The 19,328-nt window shown below is 71.2% G+C and carries 24 protein-coding genes and 2 pseudogenes; 8 read left to right on the forward strand and 18 right to left on the reverse strand.

Translation table 11 applies throughout. The features are described from left to right. Nucleotides 1–13: 13 nt before the first annotated feature. Nucleotides 14–283, reverse strand: coding sequence for a hypothetical protein (locus tag OG588_RS26485; protein WP_405949465.1), 270 nt, complete (start codon nt 281–283; stop codon nt 14–16). After that, nucleotides 280–513: a hypothetical protein gene (locus OG588_RS26490; protein ID WP_405949466.1), complete on the reverse strand. Its 234-nt coding sequence runs from the start codon at nt 511–513 to the stop codon at nt 280–282. Before OG588_RS26490 ends, OG588_RS26485 begins: the two co-directional genes overlap by 4 nt. Before the next feature lie 104 nt (nt 514–617). On the opposite strand from OG588_RS26490, the gene OG588_RS26495 reads away from it, so the two are divergent. Together OG588_RS26495 and OG588_RS26500 are read left to right on the forward strand one after the other, a co-directional pair. After that, entirely contained in the window at nt 618–1,448 is an 831-nt protein-coding gene (locus OG588_RS26495) for a helix-turn-helix domain-containing protein (RefSeq protein WP_405949467.1), read from the forward strand. Beyond that, nucleotides 1,445–1,654, forward strand: coding sequence for a DUF397 domain-containing protein (locus OG588_RS26500; RefSeq protein WP_405949468.1), 210 nt, complete (start codon nt 1,445–1,447; stop codon nt 1,652–1,654). Before OG588_RS26495 ends, OG588_RS26500 begins: the two co-directional genes overlap by 4 nt. A gap of 1 nt (nt 1,655) precedes the next feature. On the opposite strand, the gene OG588_RS26505 is transcribed toward OG588_RS26500, so the two are convergent. The 7 genes and pseudogenes from OG588_RS26505 to OG588_RS26535 form a co-directional block, all read right to left on the reverse strand. Further along, nucleotides 1,656–2,537 carry a YihY/virulence factor BrkB family protein gene (locus OG588_RS26505; protein WP_405949469.1) on the reverse strand — a complete coding sequence of 294 codons (882 nt, stop codon included), beginning with the start codon at nt 2,535–2,537 and terminating at the stop codon, nt 1,656–1,658. Then, on the reverse strand, nt 2,527–3,117 hold the full coding sequence (locus OG588_RS26510; RefSeq protein ID WP_405949470.1) for a hypothetical protein: 591 nt from the start codon (nt 3,115–3,117) through the stop codon (nt 2,527–2,529). Before OG588_RS26510 ends, OG588_RS26505 begins: the two co-directional genes overlap by 11 nt. Continuing rightward, a complete protein-coding gene (locus OG588_RS26515; protein WP_405949471.1) occupies nt 3,114–4,133 on the reverse strand; it encodes a DUF6286 domain-containing protein in 1,020 nt (339 codons plus the stop codon). The genes OG588_RS26510 and OG588_RS26515 overlap by 4 nt, the downstream gene beginning before the upstream one ends. Continuing rightward, the gene (locus tag OG588_RS26520; RefSeq protein WP_366096107.1) at nt 4,130–4,315 is read right to left on the reverse strand and encodes a hypothetical protein; all 186 of its coding nucleotides are present in this window, start codon (nt 4,313–4,315) and stop codon (nt 4,130–4,132) included. Before OG588_RS26520 ends, OG588_RS26515 begins: the two co-directional genes overlap by 4 nt. A gap of 63 nt (nt 4,316–4,378) precedes the next feature. Further along, entirely contained in the window at nt 4,379–4,885 is a 507-nt protein-coding gene (locus tag OG588_RS26525; protein WP_405949472.1) for an Asp23/Gls24 family envelope stress response protein, read from the reverse strand. Between the two features lie 161 nt (nt 4,886–5,046). After that, nucleotides 5,047–5,142 (reverse strand): annotated as a pseudogene (locus OG588_RS26530) (fasciclin domain-containing protein); the annotation flags it as partial. Nucleotide 5,143: 1 nt separating this feature from the next. Continuing rightward, nucleotides 5,144–5,887 (reverse strand): annotated as a pseudogene (locus tag OG588_RS26535) (molybdopterin-binding oxidoreductase); the annotation flags it as partial. 184 nt (nt 5,888–6,071) lie between these two features. Here OG588_RS26535 and OG588_RS26540 point away from each other — a divergent pair. The 3 genes from OG588_RS26540 to OG588_RS26550 are packed head-to-tail and all read left to right on the forward strand — an operon-like array spanning nt 6,072 to nt 7,656. Next, nucleotides 6,072–6,617, forward strand: coding sequence for an RNA polymerase sigma factor (locus OG588_RS26540; RefSeq protein WP_405949473.1), 546 nt, complete (start codon nt 6,072–6,074; stop codon nt 6,615–6,617). Beyond that, a complete protein-coding gene (locus tag OG588_RS26545; protein ID WP_405949474.1) occupies nt 6,614–7,300 on the forward strand; it encodes an Asp23/Gls24 family envelope stress response protein in 687 nt (228 codons plus the stop codon). The genes OG588_RS26540 and OG588_RS26545 overlap by 4 nt, the downstream gene beginning before the upstream one ends. Further along, the gene (locus OG588_RS26550) at nt 7,297–7,656 is read left to right on the forward strand and encodes a hypothetical protein (RefSeq protein ID WP_405949475.1); all 360 of its coding nucleotides are present in this window, start codon (nt 7,297–7,299) and stop codon (nt 7,654–7,656) included. The genes OG588_RS26545 and OG588_RS26550 overlap by 4 nt, the downstream gene beginning before the upstream one ends. 185 nt (nt 7,657–7,841) lie before the next feature. Here OG588_RS26550 and OG588_RS26555 read toward each other — a convergent pair whose 3' ends face one another. The 4 genes from OG588_RS26555 to OG588_RS26570 all read right to left on the reverse strand — a co-directional run bounded on the left by OG588_RS26555 (nt 7,842) and on the right by OG588_RS26570 (nt 11,689). Continuing rightward, complete coding sequence (locus OG588_RS26555) at nt 7,842–8,594, reverse strand: anti-sigma factor domain-containing protein (RefSeq protein ID WP_405949476.1); 753 nt, start codon at nt 8,592–8,594, stop codon at nt 7,842–7,844. A 73-nt stretch (nt 8,595–8,667) separates the two neighbouring features. Continuing rightward, nucleotides 8,668–9,252, reverse strand: a complete 585-nt coding sequence (locus OG588_RS26560; protein WP_405949477.1) for a sigma-70 family RNA polymerase sigma factor — start codon at nt 9,250–9,252, stop codon at nt 8,668–8,670. A gap of 207 nt (nt 9,253–9,459) precedes the next feature. After that, entirely contained in the window at nt 9,460–10,590 is a 1,131-nt protein-coding gene (locus OG588_RS26565; RefSeq protein ID WP_405949478.1) for a lactonase family protein, read from the reverse strand. Nucleotides 10,591–10,912: 322 nt separating this feature from the next. Next, nucleotides 10,913–11,689: an MBL fold metallo-hydrolase gene (locus OG588_RS26570; RefSeq protein ID WP_405949479.1), complete on the reverse strand. Its 777-nt coding sequence runs from the start codon at nt 11,687–11,689 to the stop codon at nt 10,913–10,915. A gap of 84 nt (nt 11,690–11,773) precedes the next feature. On the opposite strand from OG588_RS26570, the gene OG588_RS26575 reads away from it, so the two are divergent. Continuing rightward, a complete protein-coding gene (locus OG588_RS26575; protein WP_405949480.1) occupies nt 11,774–12,409 on the forward strand; it encodes a TetR/AcrR family transcriptional regulator in 636 nt (211 codons plus the stop codon). On the opposite strand, the gene OG588_RS26580 is transcribed toward OG588_RS26575, so the two are convergent. From OG588_RS26580 to OG588_RS26590, 3 genes are all read right to left on the reverse strand, one after another. Next, on the reverse strand, nt 12,399–12,743 hold the full coding sequence (locus OG588_RS26580) for a hypothetical protein (RefSeq protein ID WP_405949481.1): 345 nt from the start codon (nt 12,741–12,743) through the stop codon (nt 12,399–12,401). The genes OG588_RS26575 and OG588_RS26580 overlap by 11 nt on opposite strands. Nucleotides 12,744–12,874: 131 nt before the next feature. Then, nucleotides 12,875–14,635 (reverse strand): transglycosylase domain-containing protein, encoded by a 1,761-nt coding sequence (locus tag OG588_RS26585; RefSeq protein WP_405949482.1) that lies wholly within the window; start codon nt 14,633–14,635, stop codon nt 12,875–12,877. Further along, nucleotides 14,632–15,717 (reverse strand): sigma factor-like helix-turn-helix DNA-binding protein, encoded by a 1,086-nt coding sequence (locus OG588_RS26590; RefSeq protein ID WP_405949483.1) that lies wholly within the window; start codon nt 15,715–15,717, stop codon nt 14,632–14,634. Before OG588_RS26590 ends, OG588_RS26585 begins: the two co-directional genes overlap by 4 nt. 158 nt (nt 15,718–15,875) lie before the next feature. Here OG588_RS26590 and OG588_RS26595 point away from each other — a divergent pair, with 158 nt between their 5' ends. After that, nucleotides 15,876–16,400 (forward strand): SigE family RNA polymerase sigma factor, encoded by a 525-nt coding sequence (locus tag OG588_RS26595; RefSeq protein WP_405949484.1) that lies wholly within the window; start codon nt 15,876–15,878, stop codon nt 16,398–16,400. Beyond that, nucleotides 16,390–17,139, forward strand: coding sequence for a hypothetical protein (locus OG588_RS26600; RefSeq protein WP_405949485.1), 750 nt, complete (start codon nt 16,390–16,392; stop codon nt 17,137–17,139). The genes OG588_RS26595 and OG588_RS26600 overlap by 11 nt, the downstream gene beginning before the upstream one ends. Nucleotides 17,140–17,373: 234 nt before the next feature. Here OG588_RS26600 and OG588_RS26605 read toward each other — a convergent pair whose 3' ends face one another. Further along, the gene (locus tag OG588_RS26605) at nt 17,374–18,339 is read right to left on the reverse strand and encodes an NADP-dependent oxidoreductase (RefSeq protein ID WP_405949486.1); all 966 of its coding nucleotides are present in this window, start codon (nt 18,337–18,339) and stop codon (nt 17,374–17,376) included. A gap of 38 nt (nt 18,340–18,377) precedes the next feature. Further along, a complete protein-coding gene (locus tag OG588_RS26610; RefSeq protein ID WP_405949487.1) occupies nt 18,378–19,157 on the reverse strand; it encodes an SDR family NAD(P)-dependent oxidoreductase in 780 nt (259 codons plus the stop codon). Between the last annotated feature and the right edge of the window lie 171 nt (nt 19,158–19,328).

Below are 19,328 nucleotides of genomic sequence, written 5' to 3' on the forward strand. Positions count from 1 at the left end.
TTGGTGCGACCAGTCACGCCGGACCCCCCTCCCACATCACCCACGGCCGCTCGATCACCTCGGCGTAACTGGTGTGCCCGGGATGCTCGCGCAGGTGGGCGAAGGCCCAAGTCTGGGGTTCTGTCGGGTCGTTGCTCGGGGACGAGCGTGCGGCGCACTCCGTTTCGTCGGCGTTGAGGGCCAGGCAGCGGAACGCGTACGTCAGCGGTGGGGCGTCGGGGTCGTGGTCGGGCCGTAGCGTCCAGTCGACGAAGCGGAACGTGCGGCGGATCGGGACGGTCACAGCACCTCACCCCGGCTTCGGGCGTTGGCGCGGGCGGTTTCGGCACGCAATCGCTGTTGGGGGTTCGCCGGCTGTACGTCCTCGGGGTTCACGGTCCACTCGGTTCCGCCCGTTACCGGTCGCAGGGACCAGAGCCCGCACCACTCGCCGCGAAACTCGCCGATCCGGTCCTGTGCGTCCACCAAGAGTGTGCCGGGGGCGGGGAGTTGAGGGGGTTCCTGACTCTCCACGGGCCATTCCTCTCCGTAGTCGTTCCACTACCGACGCGGCTCAGAGTGACCTAGAGTCGAGAGGTCATCAACTGGCATGGTTTGGCAGGCAAGTTAGGTGGATCATGGTCAACCGCAAGGAGCTCGACCCGGATCAGTCACCGCAGGCGGCGTACGGGGTGTATCTGCGCAGGATGCGAGATGAACGCGGCTGGACGCAGGACGACCTGAGTATGCGTACGGGATATTCCAGTGCGCATATTTCAGCCGTCGAAATTGGTCGGCGCCCGCCAACACCCCGCTTCTCGGCAAGTACGGACAAGGCATTCGGGACCGGGGACAAGTTCGAACGGCAGGCGCGAGCCGTGCGGAACACCGCGATCCTTGAAGGCTTCCCGGAGTACGTCGGGTACGAGGGCCGGGCCGTGGAAATCCGGCTGTACGAAATCGGCATCATCCCCGGGCTGTTGCAAACGCCGGAGTACGCACGGGTGTTGGCGGACAGCAGCGTGCGGCGGGGCTCCATCACCCCTGAACAAGCCGATGAGCGCGTCGAGTTGCTGATGGAACGGCAGTCGGCGCTGGAGAGGATCAATCCCCCCACGGTGTTCCTGACCATGGACGAGAGCTGTATCCGTCGGACTGTCGGCGGAGCCGCTGTCATGGAAGCCCAGCTGGCGCGGCTGGTGGAGTTCGCCGCACTGCCGAACACCATGTTGCAGGTGGCGCCGTTCGACATAGGGGAACGGCGACCGTTCAACCTGCCTGTTTACCTGCTGACACTGCCGGATCGGTCCGTGACCTGCTACGCCGAGTCGCAGTCTCAAGGGCATCTGGATCGCGAAAGCGTGTCGGTGCTGCCCATGTTGACGGCCTACCATCAGCTACAGGCCGAATCGCTGTCACAGGCGGCGTCTGTGGCCATGATCGAACAGGTACGAAAGGGCATCTCGTGACGACCGAAACCCCTCGCTGGTTCACGTCCTCGTACAGCGACAACGGCGGCGCTTGCATCGAGGTCGCTGCCAACCTCGTCGCCCCGCGCGGCACCGTTCCCGTCCGTGACTCCAAGAACCCAACCGGCCCCGTGCTCGGCTTCCGGGCCGGTGTCTTCACTTCCTTCATAGCGGGCGTCAAGGCGGGCAAGTTCGGCACCGTCTGAGTCACGCCTCGCGCGTCTTCGCCAGCTCCGCCGCGAACTGCGCCCCGCTCAGCAGCGCGAGGTTGGACAGCCACAGCCACACCAGAAAGACGACGCTGCCCGACAGCGACCCGTACAGCCTGCTGTAGGCGCCCAGTGTCGTCGCGTACGTCGAGAAGCCCGCGGAGACGATCAGCCACAACGCGGCGGCCAGCACACCCCCGGGCAGGCTGTGCCCGCGTCGGCTCGCCCCGGCCGGGCCGGTGTGGAAGACGACCACGACCAGGAGCGCGACCAGACACAGCAGGACCGGCCAGCGCAGCAGGTCCCATGCCCAGGCGGCGGTCTCGTCCACGCCCGCCATCCGGCCGACGGCCTGTGCGAGCGGGCCGGTCAGCAGGAGCGTGAGCGAGCCGACCAGGAGCAGGCCGAGCAGGGCCAGTGCGGTCAGTACGATGCGCGGGGCCTTGCGCCAGGGGGAACGGCGGTCCTGGGTGCCGTGCATGCGGTGCAGGGCGCGGCGGAACACGGCGAGGTAGCTCGTCGACGACCACAGCGCGCTGACGCTGCCCGCCACCAGCAGGGGCCATGCCGTGCGGTCGGTGCGCAGGACGTGGGTCAGGGCCGCGTGCAGTTCCGTACCGGAGTCGGCGGGGGCGTACGCCGTGACGTGGCTGACGAACTCCTCGGCCGTCTCCGGGCTGATCATGCCGAACGCGATGACCGTCGCCAGCATCGCGGGGAGTACCGCGAGGATCGCGTAGTACGTCAGCGCCGCCGCGTAGTCCGAGATGTCGTCGTTCCACAGCGACACGGGTGTACGGCGCAGCGCCGGCCACCAGGCCGCCGGTAGCCGGAACCCGGCGATCCGGCGGACCCGGCCGACGTACGGCTCAGCGGACATGGGGCCCCCGGCGCGGGGTGGCGGCGCTCAGCCGGAGTCGGGTGTGGGTCGTGTACGGCGCCGCCGCGCTCTCCGCTTCCGCCGTTACCGCGCGCAGGGCGGGGAGTACGGCGTCCGGGGACGTGTCCGGGGCCAGCCACACTCGCAGCTCCATCTCCAGGCGGCGTCCGCGTCGGGGCAGTACCCGGGCGTGCCCGCGTGCGACTCCGGGTACGGCCGTCGCCCGTGCCGTCACTGCCTCGGCCAACGCCCGCGGTCGTACCGTGCAGCCGGGGGAGGGCAGTGCCATCCGCCGCCCCGAACCCGAACGCAGCTGCCCGAAAGCCCAGGACGCGAACAGCACGGTCAGCCCGATCGACGCGGTCATGACCGTGGGCGTCCACCAGCCCTCGCTCCGCAACTGCGCCAGCCGGTCTGGCTCCAACAGCACAGCGTTTGTGCGGGAGTTGGGCCACCAGGTCGGCAACCGGTGCGCGACCGCCCGGTCCGTGGTGGCGAGCCAGGAACCGGTGAGGAGGAGGGCAAGTCCGCCTGCGCCGAGGGCGGTTCGGTTGACGGCCGTGTGGGCGGTGCGGATCACTGGTCAACTTCCTTGGCCGCGAGGGGGGTTGTGGGTACGGGGAGTACGGGAGGTGTGGAGGGTGCGGAAGGTGTGTTGGGTACGGAAGGTGCGTCGGGTGCCGTCGGCGGTTGCCATACCGGCTCCGGGGTGACCGTGATCCGTACCCGGGGTTCGCGGCGCAGCCGACAGGAGGATACGGCGGCGCGGGCCGCTGTCGTCACCGCTGCGGACGCCTCGGCCCGGTCGCCGAAGGCGAGTCGCGCCCGTACGGTGATCCGTCGGCGGCGTACCCGCACCCGTACCGCCGTGATGCCGGGCACGTCGCCCACAGTGTCGCGGACCAGGGACCGCACCGCCGAGCGGTCCACGGCGGCGTCGACGCGTCCGGCCGCCGTACGGACGGTGGAACGGTGACGTAGACCCGGAGTGACGGCGAGCACGATCATCCAGACGCCCAGCAGGGCCGTCAGGCCGCCCGCGATCACGACGGCCGGGTCTCCGGGGCCGTGTCCGGACAGCCAGTGCACCGCCGAGACGCGCCAGGCCGCCGCCGCGCTGTGGGCGGTGTGCACCTGGATCAGGTCGAGGGCGAGCGCACCGCAGGCCAGGGCCGCCGACGTAGTCAGGAGGGCGGTCGGGGTTCGGCGACCGGACCACCAACGCCGGGGTGTGCTGGGGGAGTTGGCCTCATCGGTCGGGGACACCGGAGCGCGGGAGTACCTCGGGGGTGCGAGCGAGGTGACGTTGACGCGCGCGGTCGGTACGTCCAGGCCCGTCAACTCCCGGGTGCGGTCCATCACATGGCGCTGGATGTTCAGTACGGCGTCGGCCAGCGGGGACGGATAGGGGAGCGTCACGCCCAGGGACACCTCCGCCCTCCGGCCCCGTACGGCCGCCGTCGCTCGCGCAGCGCGCCCGGGCAGCGCCTCGGCGGTCGCCTGCTCGGCGATCCTGCGGACCGCGCGCTGCGAGACGGTGGTGGTACCCCGCTGTGAGGCGGCCGCGGGTACGGGTGCGGGTGCTGCGGTGGTCATCGGCGGCTCCGTTCGAACGCGGCCCGTACGTCCTGGACGGTGCCGCCGCGGTCGAACCACCGGCCCACCGCCCAGCCCAGGCCGCCGAGCGCCGCCACCAGCAGGAAGGCGCCGAAGCCGCCGAACCAGCCGGCGAACGCCAGGGCCATGCCCGCGATCATCCCGACGAACGGTGTGCTCATGCCCGTCCACCTCCACCTCTCCACCGGATCCACCCCTCCTGCCCGTGCCCTCGACCGGCCGCTCTACTCCACGCGGGCCTCGCCGGTGTGCGCGGGCTCGTCGTCGTCGGGCAGATGGACGTCGTTGACGGTGACGTTCACCTCGACCACCTCAAGGCCGGTGATGCGCTCCACGGCGGTGATGACGTTCTCCCGTACGTCCTGGGCGACATCCATCACGGACACCCCGTACTCGACGACCAGGTCCAGATCGATCGCCGTCTGCCGCTCGCCCACCTCGACCTTCACCCCGCGCCCCACGTTGGGCCGGCCACCGGGCACGCGGTCGCGCACGGCGCCGATGCTGCGCGAGAGGCCGCCGCCCATGTCGTGCACGCCGGGGATCTCTCGGGCCGCGATACCGGCCACCTTCACTACGACGACATCGGCGATCGACGTACGGCCCCGGTCGGCGGCGGGCTGGTCGGCGCCGGTGGCTCCGCCGGAGACGTCGGTGGTGGCCGGGTCCTTGGTCGGGCGGACCTGGGCGGGTCGGACCTGGGTGGCGACCGGTGCGGTCTGCGTGGTCATGGCATACCTCTTTCTGTCTCGTGTGCTGCCTCGTGGGCTGTCTGGTTCGCTGCCTCGTGGCCGATGTGCTCTCACTTCTTCAGACCCGTGCCCGCCGCGTCTGTGACGCGGCGGGCACGGGAAATCCTTCGAGGCGTCAGCCGACCGGCATCAAGCCGACGTCAGCTGGTGGGCATCAGCACCGTGTCGATGATGTAGACGTTGGCGTTGGCGGTCTTGACGTTGCCGCAGACCACCTTGGCGGAGTCGTTGACGGTGGTCGGCGTTGGCGGTGAGGAAGGGGCTGACGTCGGGGATCCGTAGGCCTGCCTCCTTGGGTACGGGACGGGCCCGGGAGCCAGGCGTCGGCAGGACCAGGTTCCGGCGGGAGGCGACCGCGTTCCGGCCGCCGGCACCGCTCAGCGAACGGCCGAGCAACCCGGCACCGGCGGACCCGACGGCGGCGGCACTCGCCGCGATCACGAAACCGCGCCGGTCCCATCCCGCAGCGGACGGGGAGGTGCGGGGCTGGGGCTGGGGTTGGGGCTGGACCCGGGGCCGGAGGCGAGCCACGAGCACGTACAGCACCACCGCCCCGACGACGGCGCCGGCCACGGAGGGCAGCGCGTCCGTGATCCCGGTGGAGTCCGGGCGGCCGGTCGCCGCGAGGGCGCCGACGACTCCGAACAGCAGTACACCGGCCGCCCCCGTGCGCCGGAATCGCAGCGCGACAATTCCCAGGGCCAGTGCGAAAAGCGCCAGTACCGCGAGAATTCTCAGCTGGAGAAAGAGTTTGTCGTCGGTGCCGAAATGGCGGATCGCCCAGTCCTTCACGGCGGCGGGCGTACGGTCGATCGCCGCGCCCCCGACCGCGACGACCGGCCCGGCCTGCGGACGCGTCCCGCCCGCCACGGCCTCGGCGACCGCGAGCGCGGCGAAACCCGCCAGCGCGCCGCTGAGCGCGGCGAGCGGCAGCAGTGCTTTGGTGGGTTTCTTCTCGGGCGCGGTCTCGGGCTTGGTCACGTGGGGAATCCGGCCCCGAAAGGCGCGCGGATTGGTCGGCCCCACGATGGGATGAATATCCCTTTCCGGCCAATCCGTGCACGCTTCGGCTCCGGAGGAAAAACAAGAGGGCGTACGCGCGTCACAGCCACCGAGCGGCCGTGTCCAACCCTCGGACAGACCGGACGAGAGGAGTCGCCCAGTGGTGGCGGATACGGACGACGCCCTGTTCGCGGTCCGGGCCGCGGAGGGGGACGAGGACGCCTTCGCCGTGCTCGTGCAACGGCACGCACCCGCGCTGATCCGGCTCGCCACGAGCCTGCTCGGCACGGCAGTGGAGGCGGAGGACGCCGTACAGGACGCCTTCCTCAGCGCCTGGCGACGGCTCCCGGAGTTCCAGGGCCGCTCCGCCTTCGGCACCTGGATGTACCGGATCGTCACCAACCGCTGTCTGAACGTGCTGCGTTCGCGCAGACCCGTGGCCTCCCTCGAGGCGGCGGACGACGTCCCGGCGGCCGAACACACCACCTCCCCGGCCCGGATCGCCGAGGGCCGCGGCGCGGTCCGCGAGCTGCGGGACGCCCTTGACCTGCTGTCGGCCGAACAGCGCGCGTGCTGGGTGCTGCGCGAACTGGACGGCCGTTCCTACGAGTTCATCGCGGACGCGGTCGGCATCAGCCAGGAGGCCGTCCGCGCCCGTGTCTTCCGCGCCCGCCGATCTCTGACTCAAGCACTGGGGGCCTGGCGATGACCGACCGCACCGACCGCACCGATCCGTCGAACCACGCGTCCGCCCAGGCCGACGACGAACTCCTGCCCTGCGGACGGCTGTTGTCGCGGACCTGGGACGACTGGGAGCAGCAGACCGACGATCCCCACCTCCGGTCCTGCCCGCACTGCCGACAGGCCGTGCACGGACTCGACGACCTGGAGTCCGTGGTGCGCGGCCTGCGGGAGGAGACGGACAGCTCCGCCGCCGACTACGACACCGAGCCGCTGACCCGGCGGATCATGGACGTCGTACGCCTCGAACTGCGTCCGGGCCGTCCCCTGCCCCTCGGTGAACCCGCTGAGGATCTCTGGATCATGGAGGCGGTCGCGGCCCGCGCGCTGCGTGCGGCGGCCGAGTCGGTCCCGGGCGTCAGGGCCGGTTCCTGCCGTCTCCTCGACGGCGGTGACGGTGGTGGTGACGACGGCACGGTGGAGGTCCGCCTCGACATCCACGCCCCGGCCGACGCCCCGCTGCCCGAACTCGCCGCCCGGGTGCGCGAACGGGTGTGGGAGGCGGCGGACCGTGAACTGGGTATGGGAGTCACGGCAGTTGATATCCGTGTCACGGACCTCGTGCCCAGCTCGATGTCCCACGACGATGACGATGACGATGACGATGACGATGACGATGACGATGACGATCAGGAAGGCGGTACGGCATGACCGCGCAGCACTCCGAGAATTCCGCGCCGTACGGCCGGCCCGCGCACGCGACGCTGGCCGCGGAGGTCGCCAAGGCCGTCGAGGCTGTCTCGGGGGTCGCCTTTCTCCGGCCGGGGCTGACCGACCGGCTGCGGTCGGTGGTGTCGCGGCCGGGGGCGGCGCCCGCCGGGGTGCGGATGACTCCGCCGGACGGCGACGGTCCTTGGCACGTCGAGATCCACGTCGTCGCGCTGCGCCGGGCCAGGACCGTGGACGTGGCGCGCGGTGTCCGGGACACGGTCGAGCGCCGCCTGGACGCCGTGGCCCCGACGCGGCCCGCGCCGAGGGTCACGGTGACGGTCACCGGGCTCGTCTGACGGGTCGTGCCGGTGCTCCGAGGTGGGCCTGGCTCGGCTGGGGTGGGGCATCAGGGCGGGTGACGTCTGGACGCCCTGGTTACCGGTGCGGTCCGCGCCTCGGGTCACCGTGGCGGCCACGGGGCTTGTCTGACGGGTCGCGTCGGTGCTCCGGGGCGGGCCTGGCTCGTCCGGGCCGGCCCGTCTCAGCTCGGGAAGGTCATCAGGGCGACCGGGGCGGAGGTGGGGTGCGGGGAGCCGCCGTCGGGTTCGACGGTGATGCCCATGCCCGACGCGCTGTCGACGGCGCCCCGCAGCAGGACGGCCTGGTCGGCGCGGGCGGGGTTCATCAGGCCGGCCGGGCGCATGGTCCCGGCGTCGTCGAACCACAGCTGGTAGACCTTGCCGCCCGGCGGCCGGGCCATCCCGGAGACGACGAACACGGCCCGGTCCCGGTCGCGCGAGACGACGACGGTCCCCGTGGCACCCCCGGCCAGCCCGGCGGCGCGCGTCCTGGCGTCCGGCGCGGCCAGTACGGCGGCGATCTCGTCCGCGGCCTGTGTGGCGCGCTGCGCCTGGCCGCGGGCGTCCTCGGCCTGCTGGTGCTGCCAGATCGCCGTACCACCGAGGGCGGTGGCCGCCGCGAGACAGGCGGCGAGCGCCCAGCGGGACAGGGCGCGGGTGCGCGGGCCGACCCGTGCGGTGCGGCTCCGGACTTGCCCGCCGGGAGTCTCCTGGCGGACGGCGGTGATCCGGCGCAGCACCTGCTCGCGCAGTGCGGTCGGGGGTGTCGAGGCGACGGCGAGTCCCAGGCGGGCGGCGGTCGCGCTCAGCTCGGCGGTCTCCTCCGCGCAGGGTTCACAGCCCGCCAGATGCCGCTCGAAGGCGGTGTTCTCCTCGTCGGGCAGCGCGTGCAGGGCGTAGGCACCCGTCAGCCGGTGCAGATCGATGGTCGTCACGCGGTCACCCCCGGGCGGTTGGGCAGCGTGTGTGCGGTGTTCGGGCTGGTCTGCCGGTGGGGGCCGGTGGTCGTCACGCGGTCACCCCCAGGCAGTCGCGCAGGCGGATCAGTCCGTCGCGGAGGCGGGTCTTGACGGTGCCCAGCGGGATCGCCAGCGCCACCGCCACCTCGCGATAGGTCAGGCCCCGGTAGTACGCCAACGTGACGGACTGGCGCTGGAGTTCGGTCAGCGTGCGCAGGCAGCGCCGTACCTGTTCGCGCTCCAGCCGGGCCTCGACGCGCTCGGCCACCTCGTCGTACTCGGGGAGCCGGTCCAGCAGTGCGGCCTTGTGGTCGCGGGCCGCCGCGGCGTCCACCGAGCGCACCCGGTCCACCGCCCGGCGGTGCGCCAGGGTGAGGATCCAGTTGACGGCGGTGCCACGGTCGCGCCGGTAGCGGGGAGCGGTCCGCCACACCTCCACCAGTACCTCCTGCGTCACCTCCTCCGACTGCGCCTGGTCGCGCAGTACGGCCCGCACGACCCCCAGCACCGGGGCCGCCACGGCGTCGTAGACACCGGCGAAGGCGTCCTCGTCCCCGAGTGCCACCCGGCCGACCAGTTCCTCCAGGTCGGGCCCTGGGGCCGGGTTCCTGCCGATATGCACTGCTTCTTTCACCGAGGGCCTCCGCGGTCGGGACATGTCCGGACGTCATCCGTTCCCGCCGGGACCTTGGATTGGATGCGGTGCCGACGAAAAAACGGGGAGAGGCGAGGAGAGGCGGGAAGAGGGGGCACGGGTCCGGGGCCCCCGGCCGCTGTGCGGGGGCCCCGGTGCTTGTCCTGCCGTGGTCGGTGTCGGTGCTGGCGCCGGTGCCGGTGTCGGTCAGCCCGCGGCGATGCCCTCGCCGCCGACCCCGCCCGGCACCTCGACCGAGCCGATCGCGGTGAGCGAGCCGTTCGCGCCGACCCGGAACTCGTCCACCAGGCCCTTGATGCCGGTCTGGACGTACAGGTACCGCCCGTCCGACGAGGCGGCCGCGTCGACCGTGCCGGCGTCGGTGGCCGTGTTGCCCAGTGCGGTCAACTGGCCCTGGGCGCCTACCCGGTAGCCGGACAGGGTGCCGCTGGCGGCGTTGGAGACGTAGAGGTGGTTGCCGGCGGTCACTGCCCAGCAGGTGGCGGTCTGGCCCGTCGGGACGGTGCCCTTGGCGGTCAGTCTGCCGTCGCGGCCGACTGTGAAGGTGCCGACGGAGTTGGTGCCGACCTCCGTCACCCGGAGCCGTCCGGCGGAGTCGAAGGCGAAACCGAACGGTACGGCGCCGGGGGTGGACGTCACCACGGGTCGGGCGGACGGTCCGCTGTGCGTGCCGACCGGGAAGACGTCGATGCTCTGCCCCGAGGCCTTGGTGGTGACGACGAGCTTCGAACCGTCGGGGGTGAAGGAGATCTGTCCGATGGCCGAAGTCGCCTTGTCCAGACCGAGGTTGCGGTTCCAGGAGGGGACCTTCACCAGTCGTTCGCCGGTCCGCACGAAGCCCTGTACGGAACCGCCGCCGAGTGTGTTGGCGACGTAGACCCGGTCGCCGTGGAACGTGACGCTGACCGGGAAACTCCCGCCGCTGGAGATCTCCTGGACCCGCCGCAGGTGCGTGCCGCGCACGGCGAAGACGGTCACGGTGTCGCTGCCCGCGTTCACGGCGTAGAGGAGATGGTGGTGGCGGTCGTAGGCGAGCGAGCCCTGCGAAGCGAGGTGGTCGGCGACGGTGCCGGGCAGTATGCCGCCTTTGCCGCCGGTGGCGTGGACGCCCTTCTGGGTGAGGGTGCCGTCGGCGGCGCGCTCGTAGGCGACGACAGTGTTCGCGGTCGTGTCGTCGCTCTGTACGAACACCACCGAACTTCCCTTCGGCTGAGGGGAGTTGGCGGCATCGGCCGCGGGCGCGGCGAAGAGTGCTGCTGCGGCGACGACGGCACCGGTGGTGAGGGTGCGGGAGATGCGGGCCCTGGCGAGAGACATGCGTGCGAACTCCTCTTGTGGAAAGGGGAATGGGGGCCGGCGGGGCGCTCACGCTCGGCGCCGGACGATTCGCAACGCTAGACCGAGATCGAGGGGATGAAACGAACATAAGGTGCGGTTCGGGTCGACGTCCCGGGTTCGTAAGAATCACGACCAACTCGGCGTCGGGGGCCGTGGATGCTGTCGGCGAATCCGGTGCGGCCGGGACACCCTCTCCAGAAAAGTGTGACACTTTTCGCGAAAGTGACACACTTTCTCAACTGGGTAGGGCTGCCCCGACCAGCCGACGGGATCGGCCGACGGCGTCCACGGGGTCCGGGGGTCAGTGGGCGCCGAACTGTCGTGCCTGGCGGGCGGCGGCCGCGACGCCTCCGGCGAAGGGCTCGCCGTGACCGGGCAGCAGCAGGTCCGCGTCCAGTTCGGTCAGTTCGGTGAGGCGGTCGAGGGCGGAGAGCGCGGCCCCGCTGTCGTGGGTGAAACAGCGGCTCACGATCGTCGGCCCGGTGCGGTCGGTGAAGCCGTCGGCGGTGACCAGGGCGTCGCCGGTGAAGAGCAGCCCGCGGTCGGCGAAGGCGTACGCGGCGCTGCCGGGCGTGTGGCCGGGCAGGGCGACGGCCCGCGGGGCGCCGGGGACGTCCTTCAGCACCTGGTCGGCGTCGAACACCCGCGCGCCCGGCACCCCGGGCGCGGTGAAGGCGCCGTCGCGGGCCAGTCGTAGCGGAACGGCGAGGGCGGACGGCCGACGCAGCAGGTAAGGAACCATCGAACGCTCGGGCTTGGCATGGCGGTTCGCGCTGCGCGGACCGTCGCGCAGGATGGCCTCGTCCCGCTCGTGGATCCAGAGCTCGGCGCCGGCTTCCCGCAGCGGGCGGGCCAGCCCGGTGTGGTCGGCGTGGCCATGGGTCAGGAGTACGGCACGGACGTCGGTCAGGGAACGGTCGAGCTCGGCCAGCAGCGTGCGCAACTGCTCCAGGTGCGCGGGCGTTCCCGCGTCGACCAGGACGAGACCGTCCGGGTCCTCGATCAGGTAGAAGGTGACGACATGGTCGCCGAGGCGATGGACGCCGGGTGCGACCTGCGTGGATGCGGGACGGGACATACGGGCCTCCGGCAGCCGGGTAGTATTGGATGCAGCAGCTTGCATCCAATACAGTCGACTGTAACAGAATTGGAGGGTGTGCTCATGCCGGACGGAACGCCTCGTCGGTCCTACAACTCCGAGGGCCGCCGCGAGGCCGCGCGCCGCAACCGGACCGCGGTCCTCGCGGCCTGCCGTGAGCTGCTCTTCCAGGACGGCTACCACGCCACGACCGTGCGGGCCGTGGCCGAGCGCGCGGGTGTCTCCCCCGAGACGGTCTACAAGTCGTTCGGCGGCAAGCCGGGCCTGGTCAAGGCCCTGTGGGACAGCACGCTGGCCGGGGACGACGAACCGGTCCCCATGGGAGACCGCCCGCAGATCCAACAGATCCTGGGGACAAGGGAGTTGAGCACCAAACTCCGGCTCTACGGCGCGTTCGTGCGCGGCATCCATGAACGGGTCGCCCCGCTGTTCGCCCTGCTGACCCAGGCCGGGCCGGATGTCGGCGAGGTCCTGGAGACCGCCGAGCGCGAACGGCTGACCGGCGTGACCGCCTTCGTCACCCACCTCGACGAGACCGGCGCGCTGGCCCCGGAGGTCGATCCGGCCCAGGTCGCGGACGTCGTCTGGGCGCTGGCGGGACCGCAGTTGTACACCCAGCTCACGGCGGGCCGGGGCTGGTCCGACGACACGTACGAGAAGTGGCTGGCGGACACCCTCACCGCCACGCTCAAACCGTAGGACGAGGAGCCGGGGTCGGGGCGGGGGCCGCGTCGGTGGTGTGCTCATGCTCGGGGGCGTCCTCGGCGCCACCGCGGCAGTCCTTGCCGAAGAGGAAGCTCAGTACGACCGTGACGGTGGCGGTGACGGCGAGCCGCAGGGCCCACGCGGCGGCGGAACCGTCCTCGATGGCGGAGGTGAAGTCGGGTCCGTGGAGCAGCGCGCTGCTCAGCGGGAACGAGCCCACGCAGCTCAACCCGTAGACCCACAGCGGAGGTTCGTTGAAGGCGATGAGGACCGAGGCCGAGACGACGACGATCACACTGAGTACGACGGTGAGCGAAGTGATGTCCATGGCGGTAAGCATTCCGTCGCCCGGACGAGCAGTCGTCGACGCAACGGAGGACCGGAGCCTCTACCTCAGGGTAGAGACGCGCACCCGTGATGCCGCCGGCGCCGCCGCCCTACGCTCGTGCGAGCCCTGTTCTATCCCGTCCCCCCGGTAGTCAGCCGCCAGATCTGTGCCGCTGTCTCCTCCGCGGACTCGACCGGCGACGGATCGTTCGGGAGTTGGGCGGGCACCGTCGTGTTCTTCTTCTCGCCGGGGCGGTCGGCGAACAGGGCTACTGTCAGGGTGAGTTGGGGGTCCTGGGTGGTGGACCAGAGGGTTCGGCGGGTGATTCCGCCGCCTGCTCCGGCGGTGAAGAAGGTCTGGGGAGCCTTCTGGGCGGTGGGGGTCGAGGGGATCGCCTCTTTGTCCGGCGTCCTGTCCGTCGCCTTGTCCGGCGTCCCGGTCTTGGACATGTACGCGTTCACCATGAACGCTTCCTTCTCGTCCAGCGCGCGCTGCGTGTCAGGGTGCGCGGTGTACACCTGGCGTCCGTCCCGGGTGATCTTCGTGATCGTGTACGGGGTCGCGTACAGGCCGTTCGCTGCCGCGGTCGCGTAGGCCGAGGCCAGTTTCAGGGGGGTGGGGGCGGCGGTTTTCCGCAGTTCGGTCAGGGGGCCGTCGAGCCGGACCGTGCCGAAGGGGTCCAGGGCCGTTCCCGCCTCGACCGCGCCGCCCACCGCGTCGTTGAACGGCTGCCGGGCGTAGTCCGACCCTCCGTACAGCAGCCGGACCGCTCCGTCGCCGGGTTTGATCGCCACGACGGCCGTGTGCAACGTGGTGCCCTTGCCGTCCTTGTTCTGCTTGCCGCTCTTACCGGCCTTGAGGTTCTTCACCGCCTCCGTGGTGGCGTCCTGCAGGGCCAGGTCGAACGTGGTGTGCACGGTGTAGCCGCCGCGGGCCAACTGGTCCTCGGTGATGCCGAGTCGGTCCGCGGCCTCCTTCGCCGCCACGTCGATCATGTACTGCCGCTGCCCCTCGGTCGTGCCCGGCGGATAGAAACGGAAGGCCGGGAAGGTGGCGTCGGCGCGCTGCTTCGCCGTGATGGCGCCGCTTGTCGCCATCGCGTCGAGCACCCATGCCCAGCGGGACTTGAGCGTCGCGGTCACCTTCGGATCTGAGCCCGCCTTCTCGTAGTACGACGGGATGTTGACGATCGATGCGAGCGCCGCGCCCTGGGAGACGGTCAGGTTCCGGGTGTCCACGCCGAAGTAGTTGCGCGAGGCCGCCTGGATACCGGCCGAACCCCGGCCGAAGTAGACCGTGTTGAGATAGCCCGCCAGGATGTCGTCCTTGGACCGGGTGCGGTCGAGTTTGATCGCGATCAGGGCCTCGCGGGCCTTGCGGGACAGGGACTGTTCCGGGGTCAGCAGGGCGTTCTTCACGTACTGCTGGGTGATGGTGGAGCCGCCCTGGCGTTCGCCGCCGGTCAGGGAGGCCAGTACCGCGCGGGCGATGGCCCGTGGCGAGACGCCGTCGTCCGTACGGAAGGTGCGGTTCTCGGCCGCGATCACCGCGTCCTGGACGTAGCGCGGGACCTGCGAGAGCGGTATCTCCTGGCGGTCGACCGGGCCACGTCGGCCCAGGTAGGAGCCCTTGTCGTCGACGAACACCGTGCTCTGCGTGACGGTCTCGGGGTGCGGGTCGGGGATGTCCGTCAGGCGGTACGCGACGACCGCTGCCGTGCAGAGTGTCGCGATCAGTGCGAGAAGGGTCAGGAGCAGTCGGCGCAGCAGGCGGCCCCGGGTGCGGCGGAGGCGCAGGCGGAGCGGGACGCGCCGCAGGTGGGCTCGGGCGCGGGTGCGGAGGTGGACACGGGGGCGGACACGGGTGCGGGGTGAGCCGGACGGGGGCTTCACTCGTCCGCTCCGCCCCGTGCGACGACCTTGCCGGCCGCGTCGTACACCGTGACGGTCGGGCCGCCGTCGACGGAGCTCGACTTCAACTCCTCCGGTGTCAGCGGTGTGCGCGCGTACCAGACGCCCCAGCCGGGGCTGCCCGCCAGCGTGAGGACCGTACCGGTGATCCTTCGGTCGTCGACGGTGACCTCGACACGAGCCGGGTCGGCGGACAGGCCGCGGTACAGGCCCGACAGGAAATACCCGCTCTTCATGGGATCGAGTTGAGCCGAGACGCCCGGCTTCGGCTGCTCCTCCTGCCTGCCGCTGTCACCGGTCAGGGCGCGGAACTGGTTGGGCCGTTCCGGAGTCGACCAGTGCTTGCCGTCGGTGGTCAGCCAGACCTGTACTCCCGTTACGGCGTCCACCCGTTCGCCGGGTGCGACGATCCGGGTCGGGCTCTGCGCCACGTCGCTCGCCCCGCCGCCCGACCCGTCGTCCGCCGAACCGGCACCCATGAACCCGCCCGCGCCGAACACGACCGCCGGCACGAGCAGCAGCGCACAGCCGGCCACGACCACGCCTCTACGACGGCGCCGTAGCGCCCGTCCCCGTTGCTCGACGGCATCGAGCGGAACGTCGAACGGGACCCCTCCGGAGGCGGACTCGGCGGACTTGGCGGCCTCCGTGAAGAGTCCCCGCAGCCGCTCGGCATCACCCCCGTAGACCGCCAGCCCGCGCCGGGCCCGGCTCCTGACCGCACCGGTCGAGCAGCCGAGCAACTGGGCGGTCTCCTTCTCGGGCAGGCGTTCCCAGTGCAGCAACACGAGCACGGCCCGTTGCCGCGCGGACCGGGTCCTTCTGCGGCGCGCCCGGCGCAGATACTCCTTGACCAGGGACCGTCGTACATAGAAGTCCACGTCGTCCCGAGGTATTCGGCGCCACCGAGCGCACACCTTCACCAGGGTTCTCCGCACCAACTCGGTCGCCTCTCGGGGGTCGCCCGGGTCGCCCGGACCGCCGGAGAGCAGGTGGGCGGTGGTGACCAGTTCGGGCAGGCGCGCGTGTGCGTACGTGGCGAACTCATCGGGGGAGTGCGGCACTTCGGGGGTCCTCCGGTACGACTGTGGGGGAAGTGGATCCAGGGACGCGTGTTTGTCGTCTCTCCTCTGGGGCGGGTGTCGACGGACGCGGCCTTCGGGATCTGTACGCACAGCGAGGGCGGCAGGTTGCACGGGAATTCCAAGACTCCGGTGAGGTCATGACCGAGGACGAGTTCGACGCTTTCTACGCGGCCGCGTTTCCCCGACTGACCGGCCAGCTCGCGGCGTTCACCGGAGACAGGGAGGAGGCGCAGGACGTGGTCCAGGAGGCGTTCGTACGAGCCTGGGACCGGCGCCGGGACTTCCTCGCGGACGAGGCTCCCGAGGCGTGGATCCGGACCGTCGCCATGCGACTCGCGGTCAGCCGGTGGCGCCGGGCCAGGCGCTGGCTGGAGCTGGTCCGGCGTACTCCACCGCCCGATTCCACGCCCGGACCGGGCCCTGATCACACGGCACTTGTCGCCGCGCTGCGCCAACTGCCCAACGCCCAGCGGATGGTGATCGTCCTGCACCATCTGTGTGATGTGAGTGTCGAGCGGATAGCCTCCGAGACGGGTGTGCCCGTGGGGACGGTCAAGGCCAGGCTGTACCGGGGAAGAGCGGCGTTGGCGAAGCATCTGGTGCTGGACGAGGCGGACGGCGGACCGGGCCCGGTGCGGAAGGAGAGCGGCCGTGTCGGATGAACCCTCCACAGAGCTCTCGTCGGAATCCTCGTCAGAACTCCCCACCGAACTCCCCACCGAACTCTCCGCGGAACTGCGTGAGTTGGCCGCGCGACAGGAAAGCCGTCCGGTGCTCACCGGCGCCGAGATCCGCGGCCGTGCCGTGCGCCGGGGGCGCCGCCGCGTGGTGGGCACCCTGGGCGCGGGTGCGGTGGCCGTCGCGCTCGTGGCCTCCGCGCTGACCTTGGGTTTCACGGGTTTCACCGGCTCCGAGGGCTCCTCCGGGGACGGGAACGAGGGTCAGCTTCCGGCCGCCACGCACGCTCTCCCCTCACCTCGTGTCACCTCCGGCGCGGCGTCGACTCCGGCCCCGCGCGCGGTCGCCGTCGGCACGGTCGCCCTCGGCAAGCGCGCGCTGATCGTCGGGGACCGGGTCATGCCGCTGACCTCCGGACTTCCCGACAGCCGCAAGCTCGTAGGGCCGTTGACGGTGTACAAGAAGCACGAAACCAAGGTCGTGACCATCACCGAACTGACCGACGGAACCGCCTACACCACAGAGGTGTCCATCGCGGTCGAACTGCGCGACGCCCGCAACGAACCGGTCTACGTCGGCGTCGCCTACTCCTCCAAGGAGAAGAGCACCGGCGCGCACGGCACCGGCGGCAGCTGGATGGGTCTGGACCCGACCGACGCCAAGTGGTTCTACGAGGACGCGAAGATCGGCAGCGTCCTCTCGGTCACCGGCAGCATGTCCTGAATCCGGGTTGAGCCACGTCAATCCGAGTTGAGTCGCGTCGCCGTAGAACTGCCTTTGTGGCAGGGCACTTTGAACCTGGGGCGGTCGTCAACCGGCATGGCGCCGACCGCCGCCGTCGCCCAGGGCCTGGACGGTCTGGCCGCCACGGTCGAGGGCTGCTGGTAGCCAAGCCCGGACGGGCCGTGCCGTCCACCCATGCCGTCCACCGGTCGAGGAGGCGTCCCCCCGCCGGAGTCAGCCGCCGTCCCCCACGTGCAGCACGATCTTGCCGCGCCGGTGTTCCTTGGCGAGCGCCTCGTACGCGGCCCGGGTCTCCGACAGGGGGACGATCCGGTCCACCACCGGGGTGAGACGGCCGTCGTCGATCAGTTCGGTGAGGGACTCCAGGCCGGCGCGGTCGGGCTCGACGACGAAGAAGACGCCCCGGCCCTCGGCGGCCGAGGCCGCTTCCGGGTCCGGGGGCTGCACGATGCTGACGAGGGTGCCGCCCGGGCGCAGTACGGCCCAGGAGCGGGCCTGGGTCTCGCCGCCGACCGCGTCGAACACGACGTCCACATCGGCGACTTGGTCCTCGAAGCGCTCGGTGCTGTAGTCGACGACCCGGTCGGCGCCGAGCCGGGTGACGAAGTCCCGGTCCTGCGGCAGGGCGGTGGTCGTCACCCGGGCGCCCTGGGCGCCGGCGATCTGGACGGCGTAGGAACCGACGCCTCCGGCGCCGCCCTGGACCAGCACATGCTGCCCGGACGTCAGCCCCGCGTGCCCGATGAGCCCCTGCCAGGCCGTGAGCGCCGCGAGGGGTACGGCCGCCGCGGTGTCGTGGTCCAGCCGGGCGGGCTTCGCGGCGAGGACGTCCGCGGGGACGGTGACGTACTCGGCGGCGGCTCCGTCGCGGGTGAAGGGGATCAGACCGTAGACCTCGTCCCCTACGGCGAGGCCGGTGACGCCGGTACCGAGCGCGGCCACGACCCCCGAGACCTCGTGGGAGGGGACGACCGGAGTACGGTCGCGTCCCGTCCCGTCGAGGCTGTCGGTCCAGCTGGCGTCCCAGTCGAGCTCGCCGGAGGTGATGGACGCGGCGCGCACCGCGACCAGGACCTCGCCGGGGGCCGGTTCGGGACGCGGGGCCGACTCGTACGTCAACTGCTCGGGTCCGCCGCGCTCGTGGGCTCGTACGGCACGCATGGTGTTCGTGGTGCTCATGTTCCGTCCCTCCTCGGATGGGGCGCCCGGAGATGTGCTCACCAGGTGGGGATGAAGCCTCCGTCGACGGTGATGTCGGCGCCGGTGACGTTCGCCGTACGGTCCGCGGCCAGCAGCAGGACCACGTCGGCGATCTCGGCGGGCCGGGAGAAACGGCCGGTGACCGTGGTCCGCGTGGCGTTGTCGATGACGTCCTGGGGTTTCATGCCGGTCGCCTCGGAGACCGTCGCGGCGACGCCTCCGTCCCCGAGCCAGAGATCGGTCTCGACCGGCCCCGGGCTGACGGTGTTGACCCGGATCCCCCTCGGGCCGACCTCCTTGGACAGGGCCTTGGAGAAGCCCGCGAGAGCCGCCTTCGACGCGCTGTAGTCGATGACCGCCGGGTCGGGGAGCGCCGCGTTGACCGAGCAGATACTCACGATCGAGCCGCGTCCCCGGGCGAGCATCACCGGGAGCGCGCTGCGGGTCGTACGGACGGCCGCCAAGAGGTTCAGATTGAGGGTGGTGAGCCACTCCTCGTCGGTGACCGAGAGGAATCCTCCGGTACGGGCCGGAGCCGATCCCACGTTGTTGACGAGGATGTCGATCCGGTCACCTGCGGCCTCGACGAGCCGCGCGGGTCCCGACGCCTCACCCAGATCGACCGGTACGACCCGCACGCTCCCCTTCGCGGCCAGTTCCTCCAGGCCGGCCGAGGAGTTCCGGGCCCCGGCAAACACCGTGACCCCCTCCGCGACCAGCGCCCGCACGATCGCCAGCCCGATCCCCCTGCTGGCGCCGGTGACCACGGCCACCTGCCCGTTCAGTCCGAGATCCACGGTGTGTCCTCTCATCGATTCGGTAGCTCACACATGCCGGTCGGCGGGAGTGCCTGACGGCACCGAACACGACCCGGACCACCGATCCGGGGCGCGACACCGGCACGGCGTGCGGCGAGCCGACGGTCTCGACACGAGCATGCGCCACCGCGCCATGAACCGCTGGCCTAC

The organism is Streptomyces prunicolor (genome assembly GCF_045162825.1).
Lineage (GTDB): Bacteria > Actinomycetota > Actinomycetes > Streptomycetales > Streptomycetaceae > Streptomyces > Streptomyces prunicolor.

What these genes read in the sequence shown, in the direction of transcription:
- OG588_RS26545 (WP_405949474.1), top strand. Translation starts at nt 6,614, where the DNA reads ATGACCGACCGCACCGACCGCACCGATCCGTCGAACCACGCGTCCGCC.
- OG588_RS26520 (WP_366096107.1), bottom strand. Translation starts at nt 4,315, where the DNA reads ATGAGCACACCGTTCGTCGGGATGATCGCGGGCATGGCCCTGGCGTTC.
- OG588_RS26495 (WP_405949467.1), top strand. Translation starts at nt 618, where the DNA reads ATGGTCAACCGCAAGGAGCTCGACCCGGATCAGTCACCGCAGGCGGCG.
- OG588_RS26605 (WP_405949486.1), bottom strand. Translation starts at nt 18,339, where the DNA reads ATGAGCACCACGAACACCATGCGTGCCGTACGAGCCCACGAGCGCGGC.
- OG588_RS26595 (WP_405949484.1), top strand. Translation starts at nt 15,876, where the DNA reads ATGACCGAGGACGAGTTCGACGCTTTCTACGCGGCCGCGTTTCCCCGA.
- OG588_RS26570 (WP_405949479.1), bottom strand. Translation starts at nt 11,689, where the DNA reads ATGTCCCGTCCCGCATCCACGCAGGTCGCACCCGGCGTCCATCGCCTC.
- OG588_RS26525 (WP_405949472.1), bottom strand. Translation starts at nt 4,885, where the DNA reads ATGACCACGCAGACCGCACCGGTCGCCACCCAGGTCCGACCCGCCCAG.
- OG588_RS26580 (WP_405949481.1), bottom strand. Translation starts at nt 12,743, where the DNA reads ATGGACATCACTTCGCTCACCGTCGTACTCAGTGTGATCGTCGTCGTC.
- OG588_RS26565 (WP_405949478.1), bottom strand. Translation starts at nt 10,590, where the DNA reads ATGTCTCTCGCCAGGGCCCGCATCTCCCGCACCCTCACCACCGGTGCC.
- OG588_RS26550 (WP_405949475.1), top strand. Translation starts at nt 7,297, where the DNA reads ATGACCGCGCAGCACTCCGAGAATTCCGCGCCGTACGGCCGGCCCGCG.
- OG588_RS26515 (WP_405949471.1), bottom strand. Translation starts at nt 4,133, where the DNA reads ATGACCACCGCAGCACCCGCACCCGTACCCGCGGCCGCCTCACAGCGG.
- OG588_RS26505 (WP_405949469.1), bottom strand. Translation starts at nt 2,537, where the DNA reads ATGTCCGCTGAGCCGTACGTCGGCCGGGTCCGCCGGATCGCCGGGTTC.
- OG588_RS26575 (WP_405949480.1), top strand. Translation starts at nt 11,774, where the DNA reads ATGCCGGACGGAACGCCTCGTCGGTCCTACAACTCCGAGGGCCGCCGC.